26 protein-coding genes are annotated in these 25,882 nt (G+C 35.3%); 13 read left to right on the plus strand and 13 right to left on the minus strand.

The features are described from left to right. Positions 1-27: 27 nt before the first annotated feature. The gene (locus tag MYP_RS12100) at positions 28-375 is read right to left on the minus strand and encodes a hypothetical protein (RefSeq protein ID WP_045463539.1); all 348 of its coding nucleotides are present in this window, start codon (positions 373-375) and stop codon (positions 28-30) included. 156 nt (positions 376-531) lie between these two features. Then, positions 532-1,065, minus strand: coding sequence for a hypothetical protein (locus MYP_RS12105; RefSeq protein WP_045463543.1), 534 nt, complete (start codon positions 1,063-1,065; stop codon positions 532-534). A 288-nt stretch (positions 1,066-1,353) separates the two neighbouring features. On the opposite strand from MYP_RS12105, the gene MYP_RS12110 reads away from it, so the two are divergent. From MYP_RS12110 to MYP_RS12125, 3 genes are all read left to right on the plus strand, one after another. Then, positions 1,354-2,502 carry a baeRF3 domain-containing protein gene (locus MYP_RS12110; protein WP_156140526.1) on the plus strand — a complete coding sequence of 383 codons (1,149 nt, stop codon included), beginning with the start codon at positions 1,354-1,356 and terminating at the stop codon, positions 2,500-2,502. Positions 2,503-3,045: 543 nt separating this feature from the next. Further along, positions 3,046-3,519, plus strand: a complete 474-nt coding sequence (locus MYP_RS12120) for a DUF4112 domain-containing protein (RefSeq protein WP_045463551.1) — start codon at positions 3,046-3,048, stop codon at positions 3,517-3,519. A gap of 52 nt (positions 3,520-3,571) precedes the next feature. Further along, positions 3,572-4,204, plus strand: a complete 633-nt coding sequence (locus MYP_RS12125) for a hypothetical protein (RefSeq protein WP_052430137.1) — start codon at positions 3,572-3,574, stop codon at positions 4,202-4,204. 16 nt (positions 4,205-4,220) lie between these two features. Here the strand turns inward: MYP_RS12125 and MYP_RS12130 are convergent, their stop codons facing one another. From MYP_RS12130 to MYP_RS12140, 3 genes are all read right to left on the minus strand, one after another. Beyond that, entirely contained in the window at positions 4,221-4,940 is a 720-nt protein-coding gene (locus tag MYP_RS12130) for a DsbA family protein (RefSeq protein ID WP_052430138.1), read from the minus strand. Between the two features lie 64 nt (positions 4,941-5,004). Continuing rightward, entirely contained in the window at positions 5,005-5,259 is a 255-nt protein-coding gene (locus MYP_RS12135) for a hypothetical protein (protein ID WP_045463553.1), read from the minus strand. An 84-nt stretch (positions 5,260-5,343) separates the two neighbouring features. Next, the gene (locus MYP_RS12140; RefSeq protein WP_045463555.1) at positions 5,344-5,550 is read right to left on the minus strand and encodes a hypothetical protein; all 207 of its coding nucleotides are present in this window, start codon (positions 5,548-5,550) and stop codon (positions 5,344-5,346) included. Positions 5,551-5,638: 88 nt separating this feature from the next. Here MYP_RS12140 and MYP_RS12145 point away from each other — a divergent pair, with 88 nt between their 5' ends. Beyond that, positions 5,639-6,058 carry a hypothetical protein gene (locus MYP_RS12145; protein ID WP_045463559.1) on the plus strand — a complete coding sequence of 140 codons (420 nt, stop codon included), beginning with the start codon at positions 5,639-5,641 and terminating at the stop codon, positions 6,056-6,058. Between the two features lie 204 nt (positions 6,059-6,262). Continuing rightward, the gene (locus MYP_RS12150) at positions 6,263-6,760 is read left to right on the plus strand and encodes a hypothetical protein (RefSeq protein WP_045463561.1); all 498 of its coding nucleotides are present in this window, start codon (positions 6,263-6,265) and stop codon (positions 6,758-6,760) included. Positions 6,761-6,771: 11 nt separating this feature from the next. Here MYP_RS12150 and MYP_RS12155 read toward each other — a convergent pair whose 3' ends face one another. After that, a complete protein-coding gene (locus MYP_RS12155) occupies positions 6,772-7,014 on the minus strand; it encodes a YgaP family membrane protein (RefSeq protein WP_156140528.1) in 243 nt (80 codons plus the stop codon). 282 nt (positions 7,015-7,296) lie between these two features. On the opposite strand from MYP_RS12155, the gene egtB reads away from it, so the two are divergent. The 5 genes from egtB (at position 7,297) to MYP_RS12180 (ending at position 12,164) form a co-directional block, all read left to right on the plus strand. After that, positions 7,297-8,592 (plus strand): ergothioneine biosynthesis protein EgtB, encoded by a 1,296-nt coding sequence (gene egtB / locus MYP_RS12160; RefSeq protein WP_231570036.1) that lies wholly within the window; start codon positions 7,297-7,299, stop codon positions 8,590-8,592. 7 nt (positions 8,593-8,599) lie between these two features. Next, complete coding sequence (gene egtD, locus MYP_RS12165) at positions 8,600-9,577, plus strand: L-histidine N(alpha)-methyltransferase (protein WP_045463567.1); 978 nt, start codon at positions 8,600-8,602, stop codon at positions 9,575-9,577. A 145-nt stretch (positions 9,578-9,722) separates the two neighbouring features. Next, on the plus strand, positions 9,723-10,550 hold the full coding sequence (gene epsC / locus MYP_RS12170; protein ID WP_045463570.1) for a serine O-acetyltransferase EpsC: 828 nt from the start codon (positions 9,723-9,725) through the stop codon (positions 10,548-10,550). Between the two features lie 44 nt (positions 10,551-10,594). Then, entirely contained in the window at positions 10,595-11,479 is an 885-nt protein-coding gene (gene cysM / locus MYP_RS12175; RefSeq protein ID WP_045463572.1) for a cysteine synthase CysM, read from the plus strand. A gap of 61 nt (positions 11,480-11,540) precedes the next feature. Then, on the plus strand, positions 11,541-12,164 hold the full coding sequence (locus tag MYP_RS12180) for a hypothetical protein (RefSeq protein WP_045463574.1): 624 nt from the start codon (positions 11,541-11,543) through the stop codon (positions 12,162-12,164). A gap of 52 nt (positions 12,165-12,216) precedes the next feature. Here the strand turns inward: MYP_RS12180 and MYP_RS12185 are convergent, their stop codons facing one another. The 5 genes from MYP_RS12185 to lon all read right to left on the minus strand — a co-directional run bounded on the left by MYP_RS12185 (position 12,217) and on the right by lon (position 19,721). Then, positions 12,217-12,942, minus strand: coding sequence for an SDR family NAD(P)-dependent oxidoreductase (locus MYP_RS12185; RefSeq protein ID WP_045463576.1), 726 nt, complete (start codon positions 12,940-12,942; stop codon positions 12,217-12,219). Then, positions 12,939-14,591, minus strand: a complete 1,653-nt coding sequence (locus MYP_RS25020) for a PAS domain-containing sensor histidine kinase (RefSeq protein ID WP_052430139.1) — start codon at positions 14,589-14,591, stop codon at positions 12,939-12,941. Before MYP_RS25020 ends, MYP_RS12185 begins: the two co-directional genes overlap by 4 nt. A 135-nt stretch (positions 14,592-14,726) precedes the next feature. Then, positions 14,727-16,124 carry an ATP-dependent protease ATPase subunit HslU gene (gene hslU / locus MYP_RS12195; protein ID WP_045463578.1) on the minus strand — a complete coding sequence of 466 codons (1,398 nt, stop codon included), beginning with the start codon at positions 16,122-16,124 and terminating at the stop codon, positions 14,727-14,729. Further along, a complete protein-coding gene (gene porQ / locus MYP_RS12200; RefSeq protein WP_045463580.1) occupies positions 16,124-17,170 on the minus strand; it encodes a type IX secretion system protein PorQ in 1,047 nt (348 codons plus the stop codon). Before porQ ends, hslU begins: the two co-directional genes overlap by 1 nt. 40 nt (positions 17,171-17,210) lie before the next feature. Continuing rightward, positions 17,211-19,721 (minus strand): endopeptidase La, encoded by a 2,511-nt coding sequence (gene lon / locus MYP_RS12205; RefSeq protein ID WP_045463582.1) that lies wholly within the window; start codon positions 19,719-19,721, stop codon positions 17,211-17,213. 191 nt (positions 19,722-19,912) lie between these two features. Here lon and MYP_RS12210 point away from each other — a divergent pair, with 191 nt between their 5' ends. After that, the gene (locus tag MYP_RS12210; protein ID WP_081990499.1) at positions 19,913-21,952 is read left to right on the plus strand and encodes an OmpA family protein; all 2,040 of its coding nucleotides are present in this window, start codon (positions 19,913-19,915) and stop codon (positions 21,950-21,952) included. A gap of 17 nt (positions 21,953-21,969) precedes the next feature. Further along, complete coding sequence (locus MYP_RS12215) at positions 21,970-22,278, plus strand: hypothetical protein (protein ID WP_156140530.1); 309 nt, start codon at positions 21,970-21,972, stop codon at positions 22,276-22,278. 50 nt (positions 22,279-22,328) lie between these two features. Here MYP_RS12215 and MYP_RS25025 read toward each other — a convergent pair whose 3' ends face one another. Continuing rightward, entirely contained in the window at positions 22,329-24,713 is a 2,385-nt protein-coding gene (locus MYP_RS25025; protein WP_052430141.1) for a tetratricopeptide repeat protein, read from the minus strand. 65 nt (positions 24,714-24,778) lie between these two features. On the opposite strand from MYP_RS25025, the gene MYP_RS12225 reads away from it, so the two are divergent. Next, the gene (locus MYP_RS12225) at positions 24,779-25,024 is read left to right on the plus strand and encodes a hypothetical protein (protein ID WP_045463586.1); all 246 of its coding nucleotides are present in this window, start codon (positions 24,779-24,781) and stop codon (positions 25,022-25,024) included. A 53-nt stretch (positions 25,025-25,077) separates the two neighbouring features. Here MYP_RS12225 and MYP_RS12230 read toward each other — a convergent pair whose 3' ends face one another. Beyond that, on the minus strand, positions 25,078-25,710 hold the full coding sequence (locus MYP_RS12230) for a DUF4142 domain-containing protein (RefSeq protein ID WP_156140532.1): 633 nt from the start codon (positions 25,708-25,710) through the stop codon (positions 25,078-25,080). Positions 25,711-25,882 lie beyond the last annotated feature (172 nt).

A 25,882-nucleotide genomic window follows, 5' to 3' on the forward strand; every position in this document is an offset into this window, starting at 1 on the left:
TTTTATTTACAGAGCGTTTATATCAGCTCATTCTTTCCTGGCAGGGAATGACCTTTTATAATTATGTTCTATGTATTCTCCTCCAGGCAAATCATACTTCATTTTCTGATGAGATGGATAACTCTTTATGGCCTCATCACAATCTTCTATGATAGTAGTAGTCTTCTTATTGTGTTTTGAAAAAGTATTCTTATAGTTGTGACTTTCCCGGTAATGATTTTCATCTTCAACAGTCCCATAATACTTCTGTTGCTCATCCTTTTCCTCTCTCTTCGAAGGTGAAAATTGTTGTTTGTAATTTTGACCAGATTGTGCCATTAAATTTGCTGAAAAGAATATCAAAGCTCCAGCCAGCCAGCCCTTCATCTCTCTCATAGCCTCTTTTCTTTTTAAAAGAACAAAGCTATGCAAGACTATTGTTTCACCGTAATGAAATTAATATAGTTCAGAGAGGAATAATCTGAGGATGCAAAAGGACTTCAAGATGTACTTTTCCGCACCAACCATTATAAACTTTCTATAGGAGCATGTTTATTTTTTAAATGAATAAACAAAAGAAGTACGTTTATCTGGAAAGATTCCTAATTCAACAATATTCTTTTTTTTGAAAGACCCCTCTTCCAGAATTGGTTCACCTAATATTTCAAAATAAAATTTCTCTTCAAAAACATGTGGAAGAAAACCTGCCATACCCAGGAGGACCATTCTATTTACCTCATTTCGTCCAACTACAAGTTTTTTTTCTTCAAGAAAACTAAATGCCTCTCTGATTATTCTAGGATTTAAAGTAAGTGATACCTCTGTATAATCAATAAATATCGTATTATCAAAGTTTTTCATATACGCTTTTAGAAAAGCATTATGTACCTTTTCAGGAAATGTATCTCCAAACTGCACATAGCTGCCATGGCACAGACATTGAGCAGCAAGACGCCCTTCCTCTGTTTTAGAAAATACAAATATTTCAGAAACCACTGGCTTCAACAGCTTTATAATAGCTTCAAGCTGTTCAAAGGAGAGCTTTAGGTCATTCCAGAAAACCATTACTAATTCTTTTCTTTCCATATAGCCTGAGATTAGCAAGTCTATAAACAAATTTATTAGTACAGATAGAGAGAACGAGCTTAGGAGTAATCACGTTTAGCACTCGCTCAATTCTATCGCTATTTTATTCAATCGGGCGGTAAATGTTTGATTTTAACAATATAAAAATAAAATTGTTTCTAAGCTTCCCAAGGGATTTTATCCACAAAAATTCAACAATTGCAGAACTATTTTTGCTTTATTAATAATCAAACTAATTGGAAGGTGCGTGTTGTTTTGATGATGAAACATGGGTGAATGATGACGGATATGGATAGATTAACTAGGGAAGATTTCGAGAGACTTGCAGGTATTAAAAGCCAAAACTGTATTTCAATATTTATTCCAACTCACAAAAAAGGGATGGAGGTAAATGAAGGTCTGGACTGGCTGCAGTTTAAAAATCAATTGACAGAAGTAAGAGATAAACTTTTGAAAAAGAATTACCAGGAAAAGTATGTTACAGAACTTTTAGCTCCAGGCTTTAATCTTTTGAACGATACTGGTTTCTGGCATCTTCAGGATAAAGGTCTTGCAGTGTTCATGAATGATGAGAACATCAGGTACTTTCGTTTGCCGGTATCTTTTGAAGCTGAAAACTATGTAGGTAATGCATTTGTACTTGATCCTTTATTAATCTTCTTCAGAGAAGAAGGAAAGTTTTACACACTGGCTTTAAGTCAGAAAAAAGTGAAATTATTCAAGAATAGCAGATATCACTTTGAGGAGATTCCCCTTCCCTCTTCTGTTCCTCAAAATATAGATGATATATTATCCCTTTACGAATTTACTAAAAGAACCATGCAGGGTAAAAACATGGGAGGTGGAACAATTTATCATTCCCATACCGATAGCTTTTACAATGATCAGTATACCCTTGAGTTTTTTAGGCAGGTCAACATAGGTGTGAATGAAGCATTAAGGGATGAAGAAAAACTACCTTTAGTGCTTTATGCTGTTGATTCAATGCATTCGGTATATCAGAAGGCTAATTCATATCCAAACCTTTTCAAAGAAGGTGTAAATGGAAACCCAGACCACCTTCTTGACCAAGAGATATTTGAAAGATCTTTGGATGTAATGAGATCTGAAATGCTCAAACCACTTAAAAAGAAAATTGAAACTTATAATGCTTTTGCAGGCACAGGTAAGACATCTTATTCAATCGATGAAATCATAAGAGAGGCTCAGTCAGGAAGAGTTGATACTTTGTTTATAGAAAAAAATAATCATTTATGGGGAACCTATAATGAACAATCAAAAGAAACCAAAATGGGTAGAGCTTCAGACAAAGACAGTATCTCTTTATCCACTAAAGCTGCCGCATTTACTATTGAGAATGGGGGTTTTGTATATGAGGTAAATCCGGAAGAAATGCCGGAAGCTGGTCAACCTTTGGTTGCAGTTTTCAGATATTGATTCTTTCCAAATAATAGCTGGTTTTTCCGCATCGGAAGAACCGGCTATTTTTTTAATGAGTATGCAAAATATAATCCAGCTAGCAATAGGCAATATTCTATTGATGAAAAATGCTCTTGTACAAATAAAATATAAAAATTAATTGCATAGAAATCTAAAGGTATCACTACTGAGCAATAGGTATACATTGCAACTAAATATCCGAAAATTGCGAAAATGCCAGACGCTAAAGCGATATAGAAAATTGATCCTCTTCCCTTAAAATAATAAACCAATCCAAACGAAATGCATCCCAGCATAATGGTACAAGGTTTAAGAGTATAAAAAATTAGCATTTCCCAGCAAAAAAGAAAAGTGAGGAATAATACAACCCAGGACAAAATGAACTTTATCCATATATTTTTTTTTATGTTTCCTGAACGAGGGTCGGGTAATGATAAAAGAAGAGACATAGATAGTTTGATTAATTAAAATTAATCCAAAACTAAGGCTATAGAATAATTCAATGATTACCTGCCTATTAAAAAATTATTAATTCAATAAATGATTCAAAATCCAAATGTAGCGGAAGTTCCCAATCTTATCTGGGTAGAAAAAATATCAAACTTTCTTGATAGTAAATTCAGAATACCTGGAACCAAACTAAGATTTGGCTGGGATCCTTTAATAGGGCTCATTCCCGGAATAGGCGATTTTGCAGGTTTTGTTATATCTGCCATTCTGATGCTTTATATGACGAGATATGGAGCCAGCAGAAAAGTAGTTATCGTCATGAGCCTTAACGTATTGCTGGATGCAATGATTGGTAGTATTCCATTTGTAGGTACTTTGTTTGATTTCGGATTTAAGGCAAATAAAAGAAATATCGAATTACTGAAAGAACATTATTATGAAGGCAAGCACCAAGGAAACGGTAATGGTATTGTATGGACAATTATGCTTGCATTAATATGCCTTTTTGCATTACTGTTATTTTCCTTATATAAACTAGTTAGTTTTATCATTCAAATATTCTAAATAACTTAAAAACCACCTGAACGATTTCATCCTCGAACTTTGTTTAAGAAACATGAAAAACAATATCCGTCTCTCTCTTTTAACACTGCTATTCTGTGCTGCAGCGATCTTTAGTTCGTATGCTAACTCACCTGGAAATACTGTCGAAAATACAAGTATTGAATCTATCTTTAAAACAGGTATAAATTCAGATAAAGATACCAGAACGGTTATTAAAGCAATACTTAACGTAATAGGATTAAAAGCCAACTTTGAAATAAAACAGGCGAACGTACCTAATGCTACCGCTATTATTCAGAAGGACAAAAGGTACATATTATACAATCCTAGTTTTATTTCTTCAATAAACAATTCTGTACGCACCAATTGGGCTGCCATTAGCATTCTTGCTCATGAAATAGGACATCATCTTAACGGACATACATTGGTAAGAGGAGGAAGCAATCACAAGGTCGAATTGGAATGCGATGAATTTTCAGGATTTATATTAAGAAAAATGGGTGCATCTCTGAAAGAAGCTCAGGCAGCAGTAAACGAATTATGCAGAGAGAAAGAATTCCCTACTCATCCAGGGAAAAAGTCGAGACTGAACGCTATTGAAAAAGGCTGGAATAAAGCCGACTGGCAGCAGAAAGGACTGAATGCTTTGATTAAAGAGACAACAACTGATGAAGATACGCTATAAAGGGAGTTTTACTCCCTTATTTTTTTGCTAAAACTTTATCAATTTCATTGATCACTTCTCCACTTTTCGAATATCCACTACTGATCATTATATACTGACCATTTACTTTTAATAATACTGCGGGAAATCCAGTCACTCCAAGTACCTCAATCTGTTTAAACTCAGCTGCAATTGCCTGTTTCATTTGTTGAGAGTTGAAGGTTTCTCTAAACAAATCCTTATCGATACCAAACTCCGGAAGTAGTTCCAAATAAGTATTAATATCTGAAGTATTTCTATTCTTCACATAAAATGAATTTTGAACCTTTTTAAAGAATTCAAATTCGGAACCTGGCTTTAATTTACGAACCGTTGCTATTGCTCTTGCTGCAGGTTCAGTATCATAAATAAAGCTGCTGGAATCAGCCAGAATATTATAAGCAAAAGGCTGTCCACTTACCTTTGAAACCTCCTTCCAGTGCTTTTTCAGGAACCTCTTCATCTCCGCATCCATTGGTTCCTTTGTATAAGGCCTCAATCCACCGTTTAAAAGTTTAAATTCAAGTTTATTCTTAAAGTGTTCTTTTGTCGCAGTTATTTCCGGTGAAAAGCCGTAACACCAGGAACACATGGCATCACCTACATAAATCAATTCAGGCTTTTCTGAATCCTTTTTTTGCCTTATTTTAAAGGCCATTGTAGAAATAACAGTTAGAGCAAGCACAATGGCCGTAACAATAAAAGATCTGAATGACATATTTCTTATGTATGAATGAATGGATTTAACTATAAGTAAAAAAAAGTAGCATCAATTTTCAAATTTACGACCCTTGTTGCAATGAATCTACTATATTTTCAGCATTAACATTATCGTAATTCTCTCTGTTAATTTCTTCGTAGAGATCCCTTCCAGGTTGTGGATTCACAGCTGTCCCAGGTTCATTTATGGTTCCAGTACCAAAATGGTCTGCACTCCCCGCAATTGTAAAATCTTTACAAGATAACAATCCCAACATCGCTAACATGATGATTAAATTCCTCATAACAGCTTTCTCCCTTCCTTTATTAAACCGCATAAAATAATTGATTGTTTACTACAAAGAGAAGCTTAAGGTACATGTCAAAGCCCTCTTTAAGTTATTGACAAATCTACTGATTTACTATTTTTCAAGTTCATAAAAATCATAATCCTTACCTTTTCCATACCTGATAAGATCAGATATCATATAACTTTCAAGGGTTTGAAGGTCTTTTACCCGAAAGTCATTATCAGCAGTTTTCTCTAAAACCTGAAATAATGCTTTTTCACCATAATTTTTCAAGATGTATTTCTTCCCTACTCTGATATTTTCAAATGAAAGTGCCATAATTCTAATTATTCTTGAGTGATTACAGATACAAAACTATAATTTTTTTTATTCTGTTAAGGTAGTAATAGAAAAGGAGGGCTATATTATGAGAGGTAAAGTGCTAAATCAGGGAAATTTTGAATTGCTCAAAAGCGTGGAAGGAAGGCTTTTATTACTGATCAATTCGGTCATAAAAAATGAAAAATACTTCTGGAATGTATCTGGAGATTATGAGTATCTTATACAAACAGAAGGAATTAAAGAAAAATCAGGCGATACTACTTTTGAAGTAATCAGAACAGGACATTTCTATTTAATAGACATCATTGACGACCCTGAATATCCAGACTTACCGCACCTTTATCTTCAGGACGAGAGAAATAACTATGAAGATTTTATTTTGCCAGATGGCCTTCCTGATTTATTAGATACAGAGCAGGAAATTATTACAACAGGTAATATTGTTGATCAGGAAGAATTAGACACCTTCGTTTATAATTATGAATTAATTGAAAAGAACAGATAACTTCAAACATACTTCTTCTAAAACCCACAGCCGGACTGAGAGCCGGCTTTTTTATTTAACAAGAAATCAAAACAAGCTGTTACAATTGTATCAGAAGTGCAATATTCAATTGTTGGTATGAAAAGTTTGAGACAGATTTTACTATTATGTTTAATTAGCGTGTGTTTATCTTGTGTTAGTAATCAGGGGTCTTCAGAAAACAGAATGATTGGTACTGTTGATGTTTATTATCTTGAAGATTCCAGATGGTTTCAAAAAGTTTACAATAGATATATTCCTCTTGAAAATGAAATTGCTTCACTTCAACAGTTACCTTCCGGAATAAAAGTAGTTTTTTTCGGAAGTATATGGCAAGATAAGACTCAGGAGGCCTTGGCAAAATTATATAAAACAGCAGATATGGCAGGATTTACAGAAGACCAGATTCAGATTTATCTTGTAGATGGAAATCTAAAAAGTCCGGAAGAGTTAGAAAAAAATTATCAGATTGCGCAGATACCTACTTATATCATTGAACAGGATGGAAAAGAAATAAGTAGAATTGAGGGACTTCCTCAAAAACCCATTGAGCAGGTTTTACTCACCACTCTGGAATTTGAAATCCCTATTGCCCGGGCAACATCCGCGCCGGCACCCAGAGATGCGAAACTTGTAAAAAATACTTCAAAAGAATCAAAAATTAAAAAAAGAAGTGGTGAATAACCACTTCTTTTTTATAAATCATTAATATCCCTGTTTCCAGGACTTCGTACCATACAAGTGTTTCTGTGAAACATAGCATTTACCGGGCAATATGAGAACATTGCTGTTAAAATCAATATCACTCCTCCTATTCCCATTATCCATCCAGCAGTACCAGCAACAATGATTCCCGCAACAAATAATATAATTCCAAAAATCCATCGTGCTGTCTTTTCCCTACCACATACATTCGCAGCCATAACTTTAAAATTCACAAATTATAATTTATTAAAATCTCCATTTATTTTAAATCCTTATCAACCATAGGTTTTAAAAGCCTCTTTCCTTCTTCCTTATCAGATAAAAAAGACACTGCTTCCCTAGATATTAGATCATCCATACTTTAAAGATGGTACTTTCTTTTATTCATAGTTACTTTATTAAAATAACATTCCCTGCTAAGTTATAATTCTTTACTTCGAAAGTATTGCAGCGCTCTTTAACAAAGAGGAATATAAGCTGGTTTAATTATAAATATGAAGGGGAAAAATTCCATTTTGGAAAAAAATATAGTATCACCGACTAAGGAGGTACTTAAAGAGAAATATCTGAATACCAGAAATTCAACTTTGACACTTTGTAAATACCTTAAAACTGAAGATTATGTTGCGCAGCCAATCTTGGATGTCAGTCCTCCCAAATGGCATCTTGGTCATACTACATGGTTCTTTGAATACTTTATTTTGATGGGTTATGCAGATAATTATAAAGAATACAATCCATCATTTGCCTATTTTTTTAACAGTTATTATGAAAGCCTTGGAAACCGAGTATTCAGGGGGGACAGAGGTAACATGACAAGACCTTCGGTGGAAGAAATATATCAATATAGAAATGTGGTCGATGAAGCTATTATTATGCTATTAGATTCTATCCCATTTCCATCGGGAGAACTTTCAAAACTGATCACCATTGGGATAAATCATGAACAACAGCATCAAGAACTGTTGCTTACAGATATCAAATACATATTGGGACATAACCCTTTATATCCTCCTTTATTTCCTCAAAAACAAATACCTCTTAGTTCAGGTAACGGCCATAAATCTGTCGAGGAATACCTGGAAGTAGAAGAAGGCCTTTATGAGATAGGAACATCTGATACAGATTATTTTTCTTACGACAATGAAAGAGCTAAGCATAAAGTATATCTTCACCCCTTTCGATTTCTTAACCGGCTTGTAACGAATGGAGAATACCTTGCTTTCATTGAAGACAAAGGCTATCAAAATTTCAACTTCTGGCTTTCAGAAGGATGGGACTGGATCAAACAGAGTCAGATAGAATCACCGTTATATTGGCATAAGATAGATAATAACTGGTTTTATTACACACTTACCGAAGGGCTTACAAAAATTGACAAAAATAGTCCGGTTACCCATATCAGCTTTTATGAAGCTGAAGCTTATGCCAAATGGAAGAATAAAAGATTGCTTACTGAACAGGAATGGGAAAGCGCATGTTTGCTTTACACTCCTAATCCGAGTAGTAATAATAATTTTATGGAAAGCCAGGCTTTTGAGCCAAAACCAAGGGAAAGTGAAAACAGTCTTCAGTTATTCGGAGATTGCTGGGAATGGACAAACAGTGCTTACCTCCCTTATCCATATTATCAAAAAGAACCTGGAGCCCTTGGCGAATACAATGGTAAATTTATGATAAACCAGATGGTACTCAGAGGAGGTTCTTGCGCAACTCCTTTATCACATATCCGTCCCACCTACAGGAATTTTTTTCAGACAGAAAAAAGGTGGCAGTATACAGGAATAAGATTGGCAGATTATATATCATAAAATTGTAATGGACATTTCAGATATCGTGAAAACTACCAACCAGGAGAACTTTGCGGAAGACCTGATTAAAGGGCTAAGCAGCAGTCCAAAATATCTTCCTTCAAGATATTTATATGATGATAAAGGAGATGCCTTATTTCAAAAAATAATGAACCTTGATGAGTATTATCTTACAAGAGCTGAGTTTCAAATTCTGCAAAATATCAGTGAAGATCTTCTGGATTATTTTATTCATTACAATAAACCTTTTGATCTTATCGAATTAGGTGCTGGTGATGGCCTTAAGACCAGGGTACTCCTTAAATCTCTAATGGATAAAAAAGCCGCCTTTCAATACATCCCTGTAGATATTTCAGAAAATATACTCAGATTATTATCTTCAGAGCTAAACAAAGAGTTTCCTGATCTGATACTAAAACCTCTTTGCAATGATTATTTCGGCGCTATGTCAGAATTACAAAGATTTGAGGGAAAAAGAAAAGTAGTGTTATTTATGGGAGGTAACATAGGCAATTTCAGTCAGGATGAAAGCTTTAACTTCTTTGCAGAACTCAGCAAGTGCTTAGCACCAGGAGATCTCGTTCTCACAGGTTTTGACCTTAAAAAAGACCCAAGACTGATTTTAAAAGCTTATGATGATTCTGAAGGTATTACTGCTAAGTTCAATTTCAACTTACTGCATAGAATCAACAAAGAGTTTGCAGGTGATTTTAAAACAGAAAATTTTATTCATTTTCCTTATTACGACCCAGCTACAGGAGAATGCAAAAGCTTTTTAGTGAGTAGAATAAACCAAAGTGTCAGATTAAAGGCGCTTGATCTTACTATTGGTTTCAAAGCCTGGGAAAGTATACAGACAGAAGTATCAAAAAAATATTCAGAAAAAGAAATAGAAGATCTGGCTGATCTTACAGGATTCGCTAGAATTCAAAACTTTTATGATGCTAATAAATATTTCACAGACTCTCTTTGGGTGAAAAAATAAAAGTTACCACATTTTGCTTAATTTGCATCGCGAACCACACTAAAGAATAAAAATGTTAAAATTACATATACTTTATAATTCTTTATGTAAAAAATAAGGGATAGACTCTTACGTAGGTAAGCGATTTTGAAATTTGTTAAGCAAGATGAAAAGCGAATTTATTAACAAAGTATTTCTTTCTTACAAACTGGCGAAACCTAATCCCCAGCCTGAAAGCATATATGAAATTCTGAACGAATATTTAAAGCTGATGTTTCCGGAATTATCTGAGAAACAATATGGAAACATCGAAGAGGTTGAAGCAAGATATAAAGAATTAAAACTTCAACTTTTATCTACTTTTCAATCGATGCAAAGGTATCTACCTAAAAAAGCTGAAGTAATTACCAATGGATTTCTGGATTACCTTCCTGGCATATATGACAAGTTAAAATCAGATGTTGAGGCAATTGTTGTTGGAGACCCTGCTGCTACCAGTGCTTATGAGGTTATAAAAGCTTATCCTGGTTTTTATGCCATCGCCATGTACAGAATGGCCAACGTACTTTTTAAGATGTCAATTCCGGTTTTGGCAAGAATTATAACTGAATTTGCTCACTCAAAGACAGGTATTGATATTCACCCCGGAGCTGAAATCGGTTCGCATTTTTGCATAGATCATGGGACAGGAATTGTTATCGGTGAAACTTCCATAATCGGCAGCCATGTTAAAATATATCAAGGGGTAACCCTTGGAGCACTTAGCGTTAACAAAAGTATGGCAAGCAAAAAAAGGCATCCAACAATAGAAGACCACGTGGTAATCTATGCCGGAGCAACCATCCTTGGCGCCGATACTATCATTGGTCATCACAGTATTGTTGGAGGAAATGTGTGGCTGACCAAATCCGTACCTCCATTTTCCACAGTATATCACAAAGCTCAGATTGAAATCGGTAAACTTGAAGACATCAAAGGACTTCCCGGATACTGATATTCAAAATATTATAGATTAAAAGATTATAAAGTATTATATCAATGGCATCACTTCTTGACTTTGTAGGAAATACACCACTTGTCGAAATAAAAAATATTAACCCGAACAAAGCTGTAAAAATTTTTGCTAAGCTGGAAGGACACAATCCTGGAGGAAGTGTAAAAGACAGAGCAGCCTACGGAATGATTAAAGGCGCCCTTTCCCGAGGTGAATTAAAACCGGGAATGAAGCTTGTAGAAGCAACCAGTGGAAATACCGGAATTGCTCTCGCTATGATTGCACGTTTATTCGGACTGGAAATTGAAATCATCATGCCTTCTAATGCAACCAGGGAAAGAGTACTTACCATGGAAGCTTTCGGAGCAAAGGTAATCCTTACTCCTTCAGAGAAATCAATGGAAGGAGCTATTGACCTTGCGCATGAGAAGGTTGCAGGCGGAGGGTATTTTATGCTTAACCAGTTTGCCAATCCCGACAATTATATGGCCCACTACTATGGCACAGGACCTGAAATCTGGAAAGATACAGATGAAAAGATAACTCATTTTGTATCTTCAATGGGAACGACCGGGACAATTATGGGAACCTCTAAATTTCTAAAAGAAAAAAATAAATCCATTCAAATTGTAGGTGTTCAGCCTTTGGATGGTTCACAAATACCGGGCATCAGGAGATGGCCTAAGGAATATCTTCCTAAAATATTTGACCCTTCAAGGATAGACAGAATAATTGATGTTTCCCAGGAGGATGCCACCAATACAGCCAGAAGACTTAGTAAAGAAGAAGCAATTTTTGGCGGAATGAGCAGCGGAGGTGCTATGGCAGCATCAATAAAACTTGCTTCTGAATTGGATAAAGGAGTTATCGTCTGCATCATCTGTGACCGCGGCGATAGATATCTTTCTACTGATTTATTTGGCCAGTAAAACTCTAAAAACCTTTTAGATTGATATCAGTTTTCCTTCTGAAATCAATTTAAAAGGTCAAATGTCTTTTTCATCTTCTTATATTCATCAAAGGATAGCGTTGCTGGTTGTAGTTTCTTACCTTTTCTCTTGTGAAAGTTCTAAAAAAACATCTACAGGTTCTGAAACAACAAATTATAATGAAAAGGGGAATATTGAAGTTCCGGACGAATATGCCATTTCTAAAGAGCGGGTTGGAAATTTGACCATTGATATGCCCATTGGAAATATTTTCAGTTATTATGATAAATCCCAGGTAAAAAAATCTGCTTTTACATCCGAGGGACAAAAATTTGAAGCCTATTTTATTAAAACCAGCAGAGATACCTCAAGATATCTGAGAATTGACCCTATATGCACGGACTCATGCAAAATATGGAGAATTAAAGTATACGACAAAAGATACAAGACAAGATCAGGATTGGGAATAGGTTCCAAGGTAGGTGAAATAAAAAGCTATCACTATATTGACTGGGCAGGAAATACGGAAGACGGTCCTGCCTTTGGACTTGAGCGACTAGGTATAACCTTTCTAATTGATTCCACCTCTTTACCTGCAACGGCAAGGAAAAATATAGATGTTGAAACTTTGTCTGACTCTGCTAAAGTAGCAGGTATTTTGATTACTAAAGGTCACAGTCAGTAATTACAAAACCAGCATGAGCTTCCTGTAAAAATGAGAGTCTTGTTCGACTCTCTTAAACTTCATTAACTGACATTACCACTCCTTTGTAATCACTTTCATTTTCGAGCAGCCGCCATATTTTCTCAGCAACCTTTTCTGGCGATACCAGCATATGCTCCTTTTTATAGTTAATAAACTCCTCCACCCGACTAAAATCTTCCGGAGAAACTTTTCTAATTTCTGTCTGCATAGGTGTATCTAGTATTCCTGGAGCAAGAGAGAAAAATCTGAAATTGCTATGAGAAAATTTAGCTTCGTTTGCTGCTACAGCAGTCTGCATATCAAGAGCTGCTTTTGAACTGCAATAAACAGACCAGCCATCTACAGGTTTTTTCGCAGCACCGGAGCTTATATTTAAAATAAGTTTTGAAGCATCATTATTTCTATACCTGTTAACAAATTCATTCATGAGCAAAGCTGGCGCTATAACATTACAGTTATAACCTTCGATGATCTTTCGATCATGTTGCTTTCCCAGATAGGTAATTTCACCAATATTACCCGCATTATTAATCAAACATATCTTTGATGGATTTCTGAAATTTGGGAAAATACTATTATAAAATTTATGGAGTGAATCAACTTCAGAAAGGTTGATAAACAGGTGCTCGTAATTATCGTGGTGAATAGAGACAGTACGGGAAATTCCTATCACAAAATTGCCTGGATCGGATAATATACGCTCTGCAATTGCTTTTCCTAATCCTTTACTGGTTCCTGTTATTATATAATATTTCATAGTTCCTGATCGGTATCCTTTTTCATGGAATAACCAGGAATCTCAATTATAGTTGTGGTACCTTCAGAAATTTTGGAATGTAATTGTATCCGTCCTTTTAACTTTTCAATGACACTTTTAACAATATAAAGGCCGAGACCTGAACCATCTGACAACTCAGTTCCCCTGTAAAACATGTCAAAAATCCTTTCCTTTGAATCTTCCTGGATTCCAATTCCATTATCAGTAAAAACGGCTCGTATCAATTGAGGATCACCGCTGATATTTATTGAAAGAAATGAATTAGTTATATTGACACGCTGGTACTTTATGGCATTGGAAATGATATTTTTGAAAATAATTTTTAACCTGATGAGATCTGAGCAGAATTGCCCTTCGCATGAAATATCCCAGGAAATATTTATCCTGTCTGCATTTTTCAGGAATCTCAGTTCTTCGATGGTTTCTTGTATGAGTATGGAAAAATCAATTGGCCGTTGCTCCATTTCAAGACGATCATTTCTTGAAATTGAAAGGAGGTTAATGATATAGTTATCCAGCTTTTTAGCCGAATCTCCCACAAAAGACATGTATTGCTTGAGTTTTTGTGTGTCCCTTTCTTCCAAAGAAATTTCTACCAATCCTCGAATGGAAGTTAAAGGAGCTCTTAGATCGTGTGAAGCTCTGTAGACAAAATGATCCAGTTCAAAATTAATTTTCTTTAGTTCTTCTTCAGCTTGTTTTTCCTTGGAAATATCTCTGGCTATGGTAGATATATATTCAAGATGCCCCTGAGAATCAAGATGAGCAATAATTACCTGAGATACAGGAATAGTTTTTCCTTCAGATGTAATAAACCTGGTTTCTCCTTGCCAGGTGCCATGTTTGAGTGCATATGGAATGGCCTCTGTAATCAAATATTTATAAACATCCGGAGGATGCATTTCTACTAAACTCCTTCTGACATTACTATCATCATTTTTTTCATCCAGCAGCCTCACTCCGGCATTATTCATATAAACATTCTGCCCTTGCACATTAACCATTGCTACAAGATCAGAAGTTGCTTCCAGAATTTTGTTTGTTCTGTTATTCTGCTGTTCTATTAATAATTTATCGGTAATATTCCGCACCAGGTAAATATAATTATCACCTGAAGGGAAAACGGTTATTTCAAACTGATTGAGAATACCTTTCATAAAGGCTTCATAAGAAAAAGTCAGAGACTTTCTTTTCTCCATAATCATTTGGCCGATCAGTTTATCTCTTTCCGGAGTGGATGCTGATTTAAAAAGATCATCGAATCTTTTGCCTGCAATTTCTTCAAATTTATACCCGGAGATTTCCTCAGCAGCCTTATTCCAATAAATAAACCTGAAATCTTTATCGCATATGCAACAAATGTCAGAAATATTGTCAAGCAGAGTTACCATATTGTCAGCATTGACCTTATTGATAACATCCTTCCTGCTTTGAGTAAATACTCTTAGGGACAATAAATTAATAACTACAAGAGCAATTATAAGTGCTGTAAATATTAAATAGCTGTAAAACGAGTCTTCATAGCTATTGGTAAAAATAAAAAATGCAAAAGCAAGGCTAGTTCCGGATAGAAGAAATAACCTTAAAATTACTGTATTCCTGTTTATATCGCCTTGAAAAATCGTCATAAAAATCTGCAACCCGTCTTATAAAACATGCACAAAAATCCTAATACTGTTTGAGTTACGAGTTTACCAACAATTTAGTCATAAAAAAAGGCATGATAATTTTTATCTGCCTTTTTTTTTGCTTTTTTTCTTTTGTTATAATATATACTGACTTAAATCCTGATTTTTGACTAATCCTGACAACCTTTCAGATACAATTTCTTTAGTAATTAAAATTTTTGCATTTGGGCCAATTTTCTCAGGGACGTCAAACATTATTTCATTTAAAAGATGGCTCATTACCGTGTGAAGCCGTCTTGCCCCGATATTTTCCACTTCAGTATTTACGTTGAAAGCTATTTCAGCAATTTTCTCCAGAGCATCTTCCATAAATGTAAGCTCTACTCCCTCTGCATTCAACATAGCCTGATACTGTTTTGTCAAAGCATTTTTAGGTGCTTTTAATATCTGAAAAAAGTCTTCCTTGGTAAGGCTATTCAGTTCTACCCTGATCGGAAACCTTCCTTGTAATTCCGGAATTAAATCTGATGGCTTGGAGATATGAAATGCTCCTGCTGCTACAAAAAGGATATGATCCGTCTGAATTACCCCATATTTTGTATTTACTGAGCTACCTTCTACGATCGGTAACAGATCTCTCTGCACCCCTTCTCTGCTTACATCGGGGCCTCCTCCTCCATTTTTTCTGGAACCTGAAGCTATTTTATCAATTTCATCAATAAAAATGATTCCTGTATTTTCTGCCTTTCTAATAGCCTCCTCCTTCACCTCATCCATATCTATAAGCTTGGCAGCTTCCTCTTCCAGCAATAGTTGTCTGGCTTCACCAATAGACACTTTCCTCTTCTTGGTTTTTTTGGGCATCATGCCACTAATCATTTCCTGAATATTCATCATGGAAACTTCATCCATACCTCCACCGATTACGCCTACCCCAGGATTGCTATTCGAAGAAACATTTATTTCAATCTTCCTTTCATCTAGTTCTCCCGATTTAATTTTCTCCCTGAACTTCTCTCTTGTTCTTTCATTCAGCTCATGGTCATCGTCAGAAGAAGACGGAGATGGAACTTCACCTGTAAAAATTCCGGATGGACTCTTTTTTAATGGAGGAATTAGAGCATCAAGGATAATATCTTCAACTATTTGTGCTGCCTTAGCCTTAACATCTTCCTTTTTGCGGGCTTTCACCATGTTTACAGATTGTTCAACAAGATCTCTTACCATACTCTCAACATCTCTTCCTACATATCCAACCTCTGTAAATTTCGAAGCCTCCACTTTAGTAAAAGGAGCATCAGCAACTTTTGCCAATCTTCTGGCTATCTCTGTTTTTCCAACTCCTGTTGCACCAATCATCAGAATATTATTAGGAACGATTTCCCTTTGCATATCCTGTCCGGCATTCATACGCCTCCATCTGTTTCTTAAGGCAATAGCAACATTCCTCTTCGCTTCGTGCTGACCTATAATATATTTATCAAGCTCCTCTACAATTTGTCTTGGAGTTAAATAGCTGTTATTATCAATCATCAGATCCTCTTTTTAAATATTCTGTTAAAATCTGTAGTTAGAGTAAAATGGTTTGTACCTGTTCCGATATAATAAAATGATCTGGTATAGCCGAATTCAAAATATTTTATCCTGACCATACCACCTAATGAGAGTCCGGCTCCTCCAGATTTACTTTCTTCTTTTAATTCTTTTCTTCGTAAAAAGTTATAACCTGCTCTCAATTGAAAATTTTTAGACATCAAAAACTCAGCTCCGACCGCAAAGTGAGTTAGTAATTTACTTCCAAAAGAAACCTTCTCCTTAATGACATTACCATTCAAATCTACTTTTCCTTTTTGATTTGGATCATCGTAAACTATATCCCATTTGTGAAGGTGGTGAGCTGTCAGTGACAGCCTTACCGGCATGTGTTCAGGCTTGAAGCTAGTTCCTAACTGAACATCTGTGGGTAAATCAACAGTTTCTCCGGACACGTATTTTTTCAAAGGCACACCTACATTTTTAATTACAAGTCCTATTGCCCAATCCTTTTCAGGATGTTTGAATATACCTCCCACATCAGTAAGCAGAGCAGCTGAATTATAAGTTCCAATTTGTGAAAAAGCCAGGTTTAACGAGGCTCCTAATGTGAAATGATTAATGGTATGAGATTTCGCAACAGTAAAAACATACTCTTTTGATTTAAAATCTCCAGTACTATTTCCGGCAAGATCAGCTCCGCTGAAGGTACCGTAATCAAAGTATCTCATACCTACCCCCCAGGTTCCGGTCTTTCCTGCATTAAATGCATAATTTACCATAGTAGCCTTTATATCAGCAAGGTATGGTAAATAATTTATAGAAAGATAATTCCTGAGTGAATCAGAAAGCGTTGCAGGATTTTGAGTCATCAGATTGATGTCAATACCAGGTTGAGAGATATTGATACCTCCCAATCCGGCAACCCTTGCATTTACAGGGACATTCAGAAACTGATAAGATGCTCTTCCGCCTAATTGCGCATTGGCATTAGTAAAAGAAAATCCGAAAACTAATAAAAAGAGCGATGTAAACCTTATTGTCATTTACTTAAAAAAATTATTTTGTCCATAAACGAACAATAATTTAGTTTATTTCAATTTTTGACATTTTGCCAGCTCCAGGAAGCGGTGGCTCAATTATTGAAAGATCTATCGGTTTTTTCACTTTGGTTTTAAGCAAAGCGATTTCAAGTACCTGATCTACATTATCTACATAATTAATTATCAAATCCTTAATATATTCAGGTTTTATTTCCAATATATCTTTTCTGTTCTTTGTAGAAAGCACAATTTCCTTAATTCCAGCTCTTTTAGCTGCCAGAATTTTCTCTTTGATACCGCCGACAGGTAATACTATCCCTCGCAGTGTTATTTCACCAGTCATTGCTATATTTCTTTTTACCTTTCGCTGGGTAAATATTGAGGCCAGGGAGGTAAAGATAGTAATTCCGGCGGACGGCCCATCTTTTGGAACTGCTCCTGCGGGTACGTGAATATGGAGATCGTAATGATCAAAAATTTTATGGTTGATACCGAATTTTTCAGAATTGGCTTTCAGATACGACAAAGCTGCAGTTGCGGACTCTTTCATTACCTCTCCCAATTGGCCTGACAGTATCACTTTTCCTCTGCCTTTATTCAGGCTGGACTCGATAAACAAGATCTCTCCACCATGTGAGGTCCATGCAAGCCCGGTAACTATACCCGCCAATTCATTATCCTGATAAATTTCTCTTTCAAAATCTTCAGGTCCTAGCAATTTCACAACATCTTCCGGTTCCAGCAGCTTATTATACTTTTCTTCCATTGCAACACACTTCGCCACACCTCTTACTGCTGCACCTATTTTTCTGTTAAGATTTCTGACCCCAGACTCCCTGGTATAATCTTCTATAATTTTATTTATCGCTTTTTTACTGAACTGAACATCTTCCTCTTTCAGACCATGCTCCTCTTTCTGCTTCGGAATCAGGTAATCTTTGGCAATATGAGCCTTTTCCTCAAGAGTATATCCATTGATCTCGATGATTTCCATTCTGTCCAGAAGAGCAGGATGAATAGTATCAAGAGAATTTGCGGTGGCAATAAATAAGATTTTTGAAAGATCATATTCTACTTCAAGATAATTATCTACAAATGTAGAATTCTGCTCAGGATCAAGTACTTCCAACAAAGCAGAAGAAGGATCTCCTCTGAAATCCGAACCGATTTTATCTATTTCATCAAGAATAAATACAGGGTTAGAGCTCTGTACTTTTTTAATATTGTAGATAATTCTGCCAGGCATTGCACCGACATAAGTTTTTCTATGGCCACGAATTTCTGCCTCATCTTTAACACCACCTAATGACATTCTGACATACTTTCGGTTCAAAGCTTTAGCAATGGACTTCCCTAAAGAAGTTTTTCCAACACCTGGAGGGCCGTATAAGCAAAGGATTGGTGCTTTCATGTTGTTCTTCAACTTCAGAACTGCCAGATATTCAATAATCCTTTCCTTTACCTTTTCTAATCCAAAATGGTCCTCATCAAGGATTTTCTTGGCTCTTTTAAGATTGAAATTGTCTTTGCTGTATTCACTCCAGGGTAGTTCTGCAAGAAATTCCACATAGTTCATGGAAAGAGGATATTCGGACGCCATAGGATTCATGCGCTCAATTTTCTCAAGTTCCTTGTGGAAATGCTTAGCTACAGCCTCAGGCCACTGTTTGTTTTCTACCTTCTTTTTCAGGTTTTCAATATCCTGATCAGACGATTCGTATCCAAGTTCATCCTGTAATACTTTAATTTGCTGACGCAGATAATAATCTCTTTGCTGCTGATCAATATCAGAGTGAACTTTGCTTTGTATTTCCTGCTTCAGTTCAAGCATCTGTATCTCCTTCATCATGTACTCCAGCAAAAGTGTTGCTCTTTTCAGACCATCATTGATCTCCAGCAGATTTTGCTTCTCCTTTACCTCTGTATTGATATTCGAAGAAAGAAAATGAGTAAGGAAAGAGGGACTTTCAATATTATTCAGAGCTATCTGCGCATCCTGAGGAATTTCAGGATTTAGCTTTAAAATTTTGTTTGCGGAATCTTTAAGTGACTGAAGAAGTGCTTTTACTTCCTTCTTTTTGATATCAGGAAAGTTTTCTTCAAGAATTTTGACTTTGGCAATAATAAATGGATTTTGCTGAAATACATCCTCTATCTGAAACCTCTTCATCCCCTGTATGATAATAGTAGTATTGCCATCTGGCATGACCAGCATTTTCAGGATTTTCGCAACAGTTCCAACTTTATAAAGATCTTGTATTTGAGGTTCTTCAGTAGTAGCATTTTCCTGAGCTACAACACCAATGATTCTATTACCTTTGTAGGCTTTTTTTACGAGTCTTATCGATTTTTGTCTTCCAACCGTAATCGGGATCACAACACCGGGAAACAATACTGTATTTCTGACAGGTAGTATAGGTAATTCATCAGGTGTTCCTTCTTTATTCAGTTCCTCTTCTTCCTCAGGAGATAAGAGGGGTATCATTTCCCCGGTATCACCTTCTAAAAACTTAGGTAAAAAAATTGATATGCTCTCCTTCTTTTTATTATTCATTTTCTATCCCTTCCCTTTTTACGATTTTGTTGCCAAGATGGCACAAGTTATTAGTTTTTCGCAAAATAATATGCAGAATTAAATGTTTACAACCCTCGTGCCAATTATTTCGTTTTCAAACTTGATTTTTATATCATATATCATGTACTTTGTCGTTAGTGTCTGAGGCAGAATTTATTTTGAAGCGCTTAATGAGGTCTCATATTTTATTAATCATAATCATAACCCAGTTTATTTTTTTTAGTTTTCAAACTGCTACAGCACAGAGAAATAAAAAAAATTATACTACAAGAGATATTTCTTTGGGAAATCCTGATTCTTTGAAAACCATTGATGAAAATTTCTCCATTGAATTTAAAAATCTCAACAAAATCCCCTTCTATCAAGATCCTAAGCAATTGGCTTTGATCCGGAAACTAGAGGACCAGAAAAACTATGCGGCATTACTTCCTGTCCTTGAAAACTATGTAAGCAATTTCGGAATAGATAATTTCTCTCAAAATCCTGTATTACTGTGGAAACTAGCTCAGCTGTATGAACATTTCGGCAGTGTGCATAAAGCTAAATCCCTTTATCGTATCATCCTCAAACACCATAGAGGTAAAGAACTCAGAAAAATATTACTGCATTATGACACATTGAATACTGACAAAAAGGAATATTATGTTCCGCTTCAGTATTATTATGATCTTGTGGAATATAGAAAAGCCATTGATACACTGAGACCTCCAAAAAGTGTATTTCTTAACATGGGAGAGCTTGTGAATGACAATAAATTCCCAGATTATGGTCCAAGCTACCATGCAGAGCAGGATTTACTTGTATTTACAAAAAGAAAAAAGGAGCTGAGTGCCACAAAATTGTCTTTCAGAGAAAATGAAGAATTGTATGTAAGCAAAAATTATGATGGTTTCTGGGATGAATCTTATCCTTTTTCCAATGTCATAAATTCTCATTGTAATGAAGGTTCTGCTTACCTCAGCAGAGATGGCAAAACGCTTTTCTTCAGCAGGTGCATTGTAGAAGAATATAAATACGACTGTAGAGACTGTATGGGAAGCTGTGATATCTATGTCAGCTACTTTAAGGATTCTACATGGACAGTACCTGAAAATCTTGGGCCACAAGTGAACAGTGTTTCATGGGATTCGCATCCTACCCTATCACATACTGAAGATACACTTTACTTTGCATCTGATAGAATCGGTGGATTTGGACTTTCTGACATTTACTATACCTATAAGACTCCCAAAGGCTGGGCACCTGCGCAGAATATGGGACCAATATTCAATACCAGAGGCAACGAGGTAAGCCCTTTTTACCATGCTGCTCACGATGTATTTTATTTTAGTTCAAATGGTCAGCTGCTGAATTTCGGCGATCTTGATTCTACAGATTACAGCTTCCGTACAATGGATATTTATAAATCCGTAAAGAAAAACGGAAGATGGAGTGAACCTAAAAACATAGGTCCGCTTGTAAATGGACAAGGAGAAGAATATTATTTTACAATTGACCCAAAGTCCAAAGATCTGTTTTATGCTAAGACTGAAGTAATAGACCCCAAGAATCTGGATCTATACAGCTTTCCTCTTCCGATGGAAGCACAGCCCACTGCCAATATTAAATTTTCAGGATCTCTAATTGATACTACCACAGGTAATCCTTATAAAGGAATTGTTTCTATTATCGATTTGACAAATGGGATTGAAGTAGCACCAAAGTTTATGAGGCCTGATGGATCATTTGAATTTGATCTGATCGATAACAATGATTACTTGCTGGTGATTCAGGGTGAAGATTTCTTTAGAGTGGAGCAAAAATTCCACTTGGATGGCGATACCACTTTAAACCTTCATACGCCAGGGCTGAAATATAACAAATGGAAATTTGCCTCTATTGAGTTTGAAGGAGGAAGTTCCAAAATACTTACAGAAATGGGGCCTGATCTTGATAAGGTTGTAAATTTTCTCCTGGACAATCCTACTCTTAAGCTTAGAATTTCCGGCCATACTGACTCTGATGGAAACTCTGACCTAAATTTGAAATTATCTCAGAAAAGGGCTCAGGCTATCAAAGACTATATCATTGCCAAAGGGCAAATTGAGCCTGACCGAATTGAAGCGCTAGGTTTCGGAAACCAGAAGCCAATTATAGAAGAAAAGACTGATGAAGATAAAAGAATCAACAGAAGGGTTGAATTTGAAATTATCAGACCTGAAAAGAAATAAAATATCCTGATAACGATATGTCTTCATCTCTGGACGATATGCCCCCTTATGAATTCTTTCAGCAAGAGCTGGAAGATGCGATATTAAAGTTTCTGGACTTAAAGGCAGATACAGATGATATTCCAAAATCTACGGAAGTATTAAGATTAAATCTTTTCATTGAATATATTTCTTTTCACAAAAATCTGGAAAGAAAAGATCAGCTTCTTCGGATAGATGAATTACTCGCAGATTTCTCCTCTCATCTTGCCACAAATTCTATAGAACTTCAACCAGCAGCCAAAACATTGATTTTAGAGTTCGTTACTTATTTTCTAAATTCATAAAAGAGAAAATAAGTAGTTACTGATTTCACTTTTGAACCCAATTTTCCCACCTATTTGCAGTATGCCTGAATAAATGCTTTACTACCCTCAAAATTAAGTTTAAGTGCTTCATGCCAGTCTTCACATCCACCCTTCTTGTCTCCTGATTGATAGCGTAACACACCTCTGTTGTTGTATGCCAGTCCGAAAGATTTATTCAACTCCAAAGCTTTGTTATAATCTTTCATCGCCCCCTCCTTATCTCCCTGATTAGCCTTAGCAAGACCTCTGTTACAATAAGCATCTGCATAAGCAGAATCAAGAAGTATAGCTTTATTTAGGTCTTCTATAACACCCTTAAAATCATTTGATGCAAATCTAAGGATGGCACGATTGCCATATACTAAAGGATTATCGGGAATAAATACAATTGCTTTAGCATAATCTTTTAATGCACCATTTATATTTCCTGTATTAGCCTTTAATATTCCCCTATTCAATAATGCCTCACCATATGAAGAATCCAGCTCAATAGCTTTATTGTAATCCTTAAGAGCAAAGTCTAAAGACTGAATGTGATAATATGTGATACCTCTGTTAAGATAAACTTCTTTATCAGAAGGGTTAATAGCAATTGCCTTATCAAAATCTTCCAATGCACCTTTAAAATCATTAACCCTGCATTTTGCAATTCCGCTATGAAGGTATGAAGCAGTCACATTAGGGTTAATGGATATAGCTTTTTGATTGTCTTCCATTGCCCCATTTATATCATTCAATGCATATTTAATCAAGCTTCTGTTGCTGTAAGCATCTGCGTTAAAAGGGTCAAGAAGGATAGCTTTATCAAAATCATTCAATGCATCGTTTAGTCTGCCTAGACTTTTAAGGACAAGTCCCCTGTTATTGTAAACAGATAAATACTTAGGATCAAGTTTTAGTACCTGATCATAGTCTTTTAAAGCTATTTTTGCTTTGTTGAGCTTTGCGTAAGAATTTCCTCTGTTATAAAGTGCATTAACATAGTTCGGTTGAATTTTTAAAGCATTATCATAAGCTGATATTGCTTCCTTATTTTTGCCAAGATTTGCAAGGGCTACACCAAGATTATTATAAGCTTCCTTGTGACTTGGATTGAACTCCAGTGCTTTGTTAAAATCTTCAATCGCCTGGTTGTACTCCCCGCTTCTGTTAAACTCAACACCTCTGTTATTATAAGCCACATCAGAAGGGATATGGTCTATTGCATAGTTCCACAATGAAACACTGTCTTTCCAAACTTGTACTTGTTTATAATTATAAACTCCAAGACACAGAATATAAAAGGATAATATTCCACCTGCAACCAGGTATCCCTTCTTGAAACTCAGAGCTCTTTCAGTAGCAAATACCAGCAAAAGAAAAAATCCAATAGAAGGAAGATATGCATAACGGTCAGCCATAAGAGCCTTACCTACAGGAAGAATTTGAAGTACCAGTAAAATATTCAGTATAAAGAAAAAGACAGAGAATATTATTATTTTATTAGTTCTAAAGAAAATAACTAGACATGTAAAAAAGACTGTGACAGCAATAGAAGCAATATAGTAGTAAAATGGTATCTCTGCTCTGGGATATGGATAAAAAGCAACCAGATCATATGGCCACAAAAGTTTTAGAACATATTGAGAGCATCCATATCCTGCAAAAACCAAACGCTTAAATAAGTTATAATCAGGAATCCCTTCTGTATCGGGACCTAAACTTTGGGCATAAACAGCTAAAATGCCAAAAAACAGAGCAAGTAGAAAAAATGGAACCTTCTCTAAAATTACTCGTGTTGATTTTATATTCCTTTCATAAAAATAATCTACCAAAACCAGAGTAGGTGCAAGAGAAACTGCCATTCCCTTTGACAACAGACTAAAAATAAACAAGACCAGGGAAAGTCCGTAATAAACATAATTCTTGTCTTTAGCGAATCCTGCATAAAACCATAATGAAATAAGGAAGAAGAAAGTGAACAGTACATCTTTTCTTTCGGCTATCCAGGCTACAGATTCTGCATGTATCGGATGAACTCCAAATAATAATGCAGTAAAAAATGCAGTATAACTATTTCCAAGCAACCTGTATATCAACAGAAATACCAAAAAAGAATTTAAAATATGTAGAATAAGATTTGTTCTGTGATAGGGTAAAGGATTATATTTATCTAATTGATAATCTAATGACAGAGAAATCAGAGAAAATGGATGGTAATTGCCCATATGATTTTCTGTAAAATAGGGTTTATAATCTCCCCTCTCTATAAGGTTTATATATGGACTCTCAGTAACATAATTAGGATCGTCCCAATTTGTAAATTTATTATTCAGAACAGGAGCATAACTCCAATAAGTTAGAAATCCTATCAGGATAATAAAGAGAACAAAGTTTAAATTCTGTTTTTTGTCTTTTTCAAAAACAATACTCATAAACTAAATTATACCTAAAATAACCTTTTACAGGTAAATTTATTGCTAAATAATATTGAATCATAATGGTAAATTTTCCTTTATTCAAGAAGACTGGAAATAACAATACTTATTATAAAATATCTTCTTATGAGTACTTTGAAGAGATTAAACGAATAGGTAAAAAATATCTGTTTTACACAATTGAAGCTACACAGCTTCCGGAGAGAAATTATATCAGAGATTTGACTGAAAACAATCAGGGACATTTTATTTCAATTACTGAGGATGAATACGAAGAGGTTAAAAAAAAATGTGATTTTCCCAAATAAAAAAACCTGTATTAAAAAAATACAGGTTTTTAAGAAAAGTAAATCTAAACTTGTTAATGACTCTTCATTGAACCTGAGTTCATTTTATCATCCATCTTGTTCATTTTGGAGCTGCTTGTCGCATTAAGCTTTGATTCTAAAGCAGTAGCTTTATCATAATGCATCTGAATCGTTTTAACATTAGTAGCAGCATAGTTCTTCAGCTCAGTATCTTTAAGTTCTGTAGATGCCTTCTCAAAAAGATCCAGCATTTTTTTATGTCCATCTACCATATGCTTGATATATGCTTTATCAAACTCTGCACCTGTCTTCTTTTTCAGATCATTTAGCATCATGGTATTCTCTTCTCCAACAGAGGTTGGCACTGTAATATTTTGTTTGGTAGCTATCTTCTTCAGCTCATTATTGGCCTTGGTATGATCATCTACCATCATCTGAGCGAAGTTTTTAACTTCCTTATCTTTGGCATTTTTAACTGCTAGTTTGCCCATTTCCACTTCAGCCATTCCGCCTTTAGCAGCTTTCTCAACAAACTCTTTAGAGTCCATTACGGTCACTTCCACCACTTTTTTAGGTTCAATGGCAGCCTGCTTCACTTCGGCAGTTTGTTTTTCATTACCTGAATTACATGCCGTAGTATATAATATTATACTTAGGCAACCTGCAAAAATCATTATTTTTTTCATGTTTTGTTTGGAGTTTTCTCTTTTCAAACAACTAACCAGTCATGATCCTTGATTGTTTAAAGCTTTCAAAGAAAAAGTTTTATCATCCCTTATACTTCAATTCTATTACAAAATATATTGGGTATAAAGATCTTAAAAAAAAGAAAGCCTTCTTTACAAAGGCTCTCTCACA

The organism is Sporocytophaga myxococcoides (assembly GCF_000775915.1).
Lineage (GTDB): Bacteria > Bacteroidota > Bacteroidia > Cytophagales > Cytophagaceae > Sporocytophaga > Sporocytophaga myxococcoides_A.